8 protein-coding genes are annotated in these 6,503 nt (G+C 65.8%); 4 read left to right on the top strand and 4 right to left on the bottom strand.

What is annotated here, in order from left to right; all coding sequences use genetic code 11:
• Window positions 1–463: 463 nt before the first annotated feature.
• Window positions 464–877, bottom strand: a complete 414-nt coding sequence (locus VB737_RS13925; protein ID WP_500313827.1) for a type IV pilin protein — start codon at window positions 875–877, stop codon at window positions 464–466.
• 328 nt (window positions 878–1,205) lie between these two features.
• On the opposite strand from VB737_RS13925, the gene VB737_RS13920 reads away from it, so the two are divergent.
• A complete protein-coding gene (locus VB737_RS13920; protein WP_500313825.1) occupies window positions 1,206–2,570 on the top strand; it encodes a sensor histidine kinase in 1,365 nt (454 codons plus the stop codon).
• Here the strand turns inward: VB737_RS13920 and VB737_RS13915 are convergent.
• Both VB737_RS13915 and VB737_RS13910 read right to left on the bottom strand, forming a co-directional pair.
• Entirely contained in the window at window positions 2,539–3,255 is a 717-nt protein-coding gene (locus tag VB737_RS13915) for a response regulator transcription factor (protein WP_500313823.1), read from the bottom strand. The two genes, VB737_RS13920 and VB737_RS13915, sit on opposite strands and share 32 nt — an antisense overlap.
• 2 nt (window positions 3,256–3,257) lie before the next feature.
• Complete coding sequence (locus VB737_RS13910; protein ID WP_500313821.1) at window positions 3,258–3,953, bottom strand: response regulator transcription factor; 696 nt, start codon at window positions 3,951–3,953, stop codon at window positions 3,258–3,260.
• A 437-nt stretch (window positions 3,954–4,390) separates the two neighbouring features.
• On the opposite strand from VB737_RS13910, the gene VB737_RS13905 reads away from it, so the two are divergent.
• Window positions 4,391–5,245 carry an ABC transporter permease gene (locus tag VB737_RS13905; RefSeq protein WP_500313819.1) on the top strand — a complete coding sequence of 285 codons (855 nt, stop codon included), beginning with the start codon at window positions 4,391–4,393 and terminating at the stop codon, window positions 5,243–5,245.
• Window positions 5,246–5,305: 60 nt separating this feature from the next.
• The gene (locus VB737_RS13900) at window positions 5,306–5,584 is read left to right on the top strand and encodes a hypothetical protein (protein WP_500313817.1); all 279 of its coding nucleotides are present in this window, start codon (window positions 5,306–5,308) and stop codon (window positions 5,582–5,584) included.
• On the opposite strand, the gene trmH is transcribed toward VB737_RS13900, so the two are convergent.
• Window positions 5,526–6,215: a tRNA (guanosine(18)-2'-O)-methyltransferase TrmH gene (gene trmH, locus VB737_RS13895; protein WP_500313816.1), complete on the bottom strand. Its 690-nt coding sequence runs from the start codon at window positions 6,213–6,215 to the stop codon at window positions 5,526–5,528. The two genes, VB737_RS13900 and trmH, sit on opposite strands and share 59 nt — an antisense overlap.
• 59 nt (window positions 6,216–6,274) lie before the next feature.
• Here trmH and VB737_RS13890 point away from each other — a divergent pair.
• Window positions 6,275–6,503, top strand: a 229-nt coding sequence (locus VB737_RS13890; RefSeq protein WP_500313814.1) for an MGMT family protein, incomplete at its 3' end; no start/stop codon positions are given.

Genomic DNA, 6,503 nt, shown 5'->3' with positions numbered 1-6,503 from the left:
AACTCGCTCAGGCCGCACTCGGCCCTCCAGGGACTGACGCCCCTGGAAGCAGCTCAGCAGGGAGCTGCAGCATGACCACATCCACCCACTCTCATTCACCCTGGACCGATAAAGGGGGTCACGTCACGCCCCTTGGAGGCAACTCAACAGGGAGCTGCTGCATGACCAGAGCCACCCACTCTCAAAAGGCTTAGACCGATATATGGGTGGCTACTATGCCAGCTGGGCTGTTGAAGTCGTGATCGTGTGGAGTGTAAAAGAAAAAATACAACCCATAATCGAAGATAACTGTAAATTTATGCACTCCATGCGTATCGTTGTGTTAAACTCTGGGTGATAGCGTAGCTTGCAATTAAGGCGATCTCTTATAAAGAAGTGAATGAGAAAAGTGTAGGGCTTCCAAAGATACCAAAGATCGGGAAGCCCAAAGAAGGTCGCTGTACAGCGGCAATCCCCGAGCTGTTCAGCTAAAGGAGCAGGACAGCTGACCCGCAGTGGTGATAGTGACGTTCGCGTTCTTGTCGCCGGCGACAGAGGTATCTGAGAGGCAACGAACACCCGCTGCGTTGTTGCCGGTCCAGCTCCTAGTAATGGTTACTGGGCCAGGCAGAGCGCAACCACTTGGGGCGACACCCACACCACCAGACGAGATGAACGTGGCGCACTCCTTGCCGAGGCCAATGGCTTCACCAACGGCAGCGCCGGCGGCGGCTGCGTCACGGGCTCCGAGGAAGTTCGGCAGAGCAACGGCGGAGAGGATGCCGACGATAGCCACTACAATCATCAGCTCGATGAGAGTGAAGCCTTGTGCCAACTTAGACTTCTTCTCTCGCAGGCTGCGCATCAGTGCCAGTTTGGTCTTGGGGGAGATGTTCATTTGGAAAGCTCGACAACTGTTGACCTTTGCTAACTTACACAGCCTGAGGCGTGATGTCCATACCGACCCCTTGAGGATGGTGTGTGGGTTCCGATGTAGTGCTCCTGCTTGGGATCCCTTTACCAGGCCTCGCTTCTGAGGGAGAGCGGCCAAGTCAAGACAGGTCGGGTAAGTAGCCTTTTATGCCCTACTACGATCGTGCTTCCGTCGGACCTTTACGAGATCTAATGAATCTCTAATGAAAGCAATGGCGTTTTCTCGCCTCACTTGGTTGCTTCAGCGGCGTGCGCGGGCCTTTTCAATGCGCCGGCGCTTGCTGGGACTCAGCTTGCTGGCTGTTCTGGGAGGCTATGCCATGCTGATCGGGGCCACCGCTGTACTGGCAAATCACGAGCGGCGTGACCAGCACCGTGCCACCGTCGCCAGCGTGCGCCAGGTGCTCCTCTCGCGAAGACCCCTGCCTCACACGCTCGATGAGATTAGTGATTCCTTGGCACGGCTGATCAGCCCTAACTTCCTTAGCTGGGTGGAGACGGACCAGGGCATTCCTTATGGCGCAGCCGACCAGATCCGCCTGTTCACCATTCCCACCGGCGTGCCGCTGACCCGTCTGCCGGCCCTGCGAAGCGGCTATGGCCAGGTGGCCGTGCTTCGCATCGGGGAGCTCACCTACCTCACCAGCTCGGAGCAGATCCATCTCGGAGACGGCACGGTGCGCCTCCGCTTCCTGGAGGACATCACCCCCAAGCTTGCCCAGCAGCGGCTGCTGCTGATCCTGCTGGTGGTGGCCGCCGGCCTGGCCACACTGTTCACGGGTCTGCTGCTGCGGCCGGTGCTGGTGCGGGGCCTGGCCCCCCTGCACGACCTCGGCTTGCGCATGCAGGCGATCAGTTCCGACACCCTCGACAGCCAGCGGGTGCTGGTGGAGGCCCAGCCCCGGGAACTGGCGCCGATCGCCGTGGCCTTCAACGACCTGCTCGATCGCCTCTCGGCGTCCTGGGAGCGGCAGCGGGGCTTCGCCAACGGGGTGAGCCATGAACTGCGCACCCCCATCAGCCTGATCCGCAACTACGCCGGCCGTCTGCGCCGCCGCTCCCATGGGCTCTCGGAGGAGGATCTCGCCCAGCTGGCTCTGATTGAGGAGGAGGCGAACCGGATGGGGAAGCTGGTGAGCGGCCTGCTCGCCCTCACCCGCATCGATGCCAACCGCACCCTGATGCCCTTCGAGCCCTTCGATGTGGCCCAGGCGATCGAGCGGGTGGCCGAGCGGCTGCGCTCCCGCTGTCACGGACGGCTGCGGATCTGCCCCGGCGCCACCCAGGTGGCTCGCACCTTCGCGCTCGGGGATGCCGAACGCTTCGAGCAGTGCCTGGGAAACCTGATCGAAAATGCCCAGAAATACGATCCTGCCAGTGGTCCGATTCAGCTGAGGCTCGATGCCAGCCTCGATCGGGTGGTGGTGCACGTGATCGATGCCGGTCCCGGCGTTCCCGACCGCGAGAAGACGCTGATCTTCGAGCGCTTTGGCCGGGGTCGCCACGTCGGCGCCATCCCCGGCAGCGGCGTGGGCCTGGCGGTGGTGCGGGCCTTGATGGAGGCGATGGGGGGGAGCGTGACGGTGGCGGATGGGCCGGAGGGGGGCGCCGATTTCCAGCTGCGCCTCAAGGGCGCGGCTCCCCTTCTCGGAGCATGAAGCCCACGCCACGCACCGTCTGGATCAGGGTGGGCAGCCCTTCCGGCTCGATCTTGCGGCGCAGGTAGCGGATGTAGACGCCCAGCAGGTTCTCGTCGCCGATGTGGTTTTCGCCCCACACCTCGCGCAGGATCTCCTCCCGCTCCACCACCCGTCCGGTGCCGCGCAGCAGGCAGAGGAGCAGGTCGTATTCGCGCACGGAGAGGGAAATCGCCTGGCCCGCCCGGATCACCTCCCGGGTGGCGGTGTTCACCGTGAGGTCGGCGCAACGCAGCAGATCGGATTCGGCCACACCGCGCCAGTAGGCGGTGCGCCGCAGCTGGGCGCGGATGCGGGCCAGCAGCTCCTCGATGGAGAAGGGTTTGAGGATGTAATCATCGGCCCCCGAATCGAGCGCTTCGACGCGGTCGCGGATGTCGTCGTGGCAGGTGAGCATCAGCACGGGGGTGATGTCACCGCTGGAGCGCAGCCGCCGGCAGATCTCGACACCGCTGAAATCCGGCAACGTCCAATCGAGCAGCACCAGATCGGTGCAGGCGTCCCTCAGGTGCATCAGCGCCCCCTGGCCGTCTTCGGCTTCGCTGACGGCGTAGCCCTCGCAGTTGAGTTCTCCGGCCAGGAAGGTGCGCATGCGCTGGTCGTCCTCGACGATCAGCAGCCGCGACGGGGTGTTGGCCTCCGCCATCCTCAGCGGGGCGGCCCTTCCTTCAGCATGAAGCCCACGCCGCGCACCGTCTGGATCAGGGTGGGCTGGCCGGCGGGCTCGAGCTTGCGGCGCAGGTAGCGCACATACACATCCAGGAGGTTGTCGTCGCCCAGCCAGTTCTCACCCCAGAGGGCATCGAGGATGGCGCGCCGCTCCTGCACCTGATTGGGGTGGCGCAGCAGATGCATCAGCAGATCGAACTCCTTGGCGGTGAGATGAATCGACTCACCGCCCCGGGCCACTTCCCGGCTGGCGGGGTTCACCTCCAGATCGGCCATCCGCAGCAGGCCGCCTTCCTGCTCATCGATGCCGCTGCGCCGCAGGCGGGCCCGCACCCGGGCCAGCAGTTCCTCGATCGAGAACGGTTTGATCAGGTAGTCGTCGGCGCCGGAATCGAGCGCCTCCACCCGCTGCTGCACTTCATCGCGGGCGGTGAGCATCAGTACGGGGGTGGAGATGCCCCCTTTGCGCATGCGCCGGCACACTTCGACGCCGCTGAAATCGGGCAGGTTCCAGTCGAGGAGCACCAGATCCCAGGTCTGGCTGCGGATCCGGCCCAGGGCCTGCTGGCCGCAGGCCGCTTCTTCACACTCGTAGCCCTCGACCGCCAGCTCGGAAGTGAGGAAGCCGCGCATTTCAGGGTCGTCGTCGACGATCAGGAGGCGGGCGCTGGTCATCTGATCGGGAAGGCTGAACGACGCTCGGCCACGATGGAGGTCTGCACTCTGGAGTTGAGTGGCGTATATGGTTCACATTATACCAGCGTGAGAATTCACCGGCAAGCTCACCAGCAACTCGGTAGGAATCCCACGGCAACGCTTCCAGCTTGCCCTTGATCAGCTGAGTACAGCCCGAAGCCCTTCGCCCCTGGCTTGTCTTGACGTCCGAGCCAACAAAGGCATAAATTCCGCCGGATTTAATGGCGACCACAGTTATTCGGTTGTCAGGTTGATCGGCCGACCACCACATCGGCAACCGATCACGTTACTCTTCGGGCGCTCCTCATCAGCGCCTGTAACAGCGCAGATACGCACGACACCGGGTGAACCCCCCTCACATTGTGATACCCAAGCCCACTGGTGATGCCGACATCGATGCCGATCGGATCGGGGTGATGCCCTTGGTCGGACGACCCACCCTTGCGGAACGCATGGCGCGCTGGGGCCTGGCGATCGTGCTCATCTACGGGCTGATCGCCCTGGCCACCCCGCTGCTGGTGCAGGCGGGGGTCCTGCCCGATCCCAATGCGGGCCTGGAGAACCCCATCTACGCACCGCCCTCCTTCGGCCACTGGTGCGGCACCGATCGCCTCGGCCGCGACGTCTGCGTGCGCACGCTCTCCGGCAGCAGCGTCGCACTGCAGGTGGTGCTGAGCGCCCTGGTGCTCGCCCTCGCCATCGGCGTTCCCCTCGGCATGGTGAGCGGCTACCTCGGCGGCGGGGTCGACCGCCTGCTGGTGCTGGTGATGGACACCCTTTACACCCTGCCGGTGCTGCTGCTCTCGGTGGTGCTGGCCTTCCTGCTGGGCCGAGGCCTGCCCAATGCCGCCGCCGCCCTCTGCGTGGTCTACGTGCCCCAGTACTTCCGGGTGGTGCGCAACCAGTCGGCCCAGGTGAAGGCGGAGCTGTTCATCGAGGCGGCCCGCTCCCTGGGGGCCGGCCCGGCCTGGATCCTGCGCCGCTACCTGTTCCGCAACGTGATCACCTCCGTTCCGGTGCTGCTCACCCTCAATGCGGCCGATGCGGTTCTGGTGCTCGGCGGTCTGGGGTTCCTCGGCCTCGGCCTGCCGGAGACGATCCCGGAATGGGGCAGCGACCTGCAGCAGGCGCTGACCGCCTTGCCCACCGGCATCTGGTGGACCGCCCTGTTTCCGGGGCTGGCCATGTTCGTGCTGGTGCTCGGCCTCTCGTTCCTCGGCGAGGGGCTGGAGAACTGGCTGAGCGGCGTTCCGGCCGGGACGCGGGACTGAATGCTCCAGGGCCGGCAACGAACGCCTGGGGTAGCGTTCCATTGCAAGGTGGCTGCGGCGATGCCCTGGTGGTTGGATCTGTCCCTGCTGGCCCTGGCCGTGGCCCTCTGGGTGAAGGCGGGCAACACGCCCGACGACGTCTGGAGCGTCTTCCAGAAGTTCCTGGCCTTCGTGGCGGTGGTGGTGGTGCTGCTCGGCGGCCGCCAGCTGCTGCTGGAGATCCTGGCCCTGGGGCTCACTTTCTGGCTGCCGAGCGCCTCCCGCTTCGATGGCGGCCCCCTCAACAACGAAGCCGCACGGTCCGGGGAAGCTCCTCGAGGATGGCGCCTTCCGGGCTGAGGGCCGGATAGGGCCGCCCCTCGCGCCGGCACCAGTCGGCCACCTGCGGGTAGGCCCACTCGAACAGCAGCCGGGTGTACCGCTCCGGTGCCAGCCCTTCGCCCCGGCTCGGCAGGCAGCCCTTCGCCTGCCGCTGCCGCAGCGCCTCGAACAGCAGGATCGCCGTCGCTACCGACACGTTGAGCGACTGCACCATGCCCAGCATCGGAATCACGATCGCCTGGTCGATCGTCGCGGCCGTCTCCTCCCCCAGCCCCCACTTCTCCGCCCCCAGCACGAAGGCCGTGGGCCCGGTGAAGTCGCAGTCGCGATAGTCCACCGCCCGGGCCCCCAGGTGGGTGCCGTAGAGCCGGAAGCCATCGGCCCTGAGCTGGGCGATGGCGTCGCCGCTGCTTCGGTGCCGGTGCAGGGCCACCCACTTCTGGCTGCCCAGGGCCGTGCTGTTGAAGGTGGGCGTGCGCCCCGGGAGACTGACGGAATGGGCCTCAAGCACCCCCACCGCATCGCAGCTGCGCAGGATCGCCGAGAGGTTGTGGGGCTTGTCCACCTGCTCCAGCAGCAGCGTCAGGTCGCCCATGCGGCGATCGAGCACCGCGCGCAGGCGCTCGAAGCGGCGGGGCAGCAGCGGCATCGGCGTGGCAAAACGCCATCATCGGCGTTGCACTCCCTGTCCCCCGCGCCGCGTCCGCCATGGCCAGCCCGGTTGCCGCCGACTCCGGACGCCCCTTCGACCGTCGCGTCTACGCGATGGTGGCCCACATCCCCCCCGGCCAGCTGGCCACCTACGGCCAGGTCGCCGAGCTGATCGGGGCCTGGGGCTGCGCCCGCCAGGTGGGCTGGGCCCTGCGGCGCCTGCCCCTGCCCTCCGCGGTGCCCTGGCACCGGGTGGTGAACGCCCAGGGACGCATCGCCATGAGCC

The sequence above is a fragment of the Synechococcus sp. BA-120 BA3 genome (genome assembly GCF_034931285.1).
Taxonomy (GTDB): Bacteria; Cyanobacteriota; Cyanobacteriia; order PCC-6307; family Cyanobiaceae; genus Cyanobium.
The sequence above is the reverse complement of the archived record's forward strand: the minus strand, read 5'-3'. Positions and strand labels throughout refer to the sequence as shown.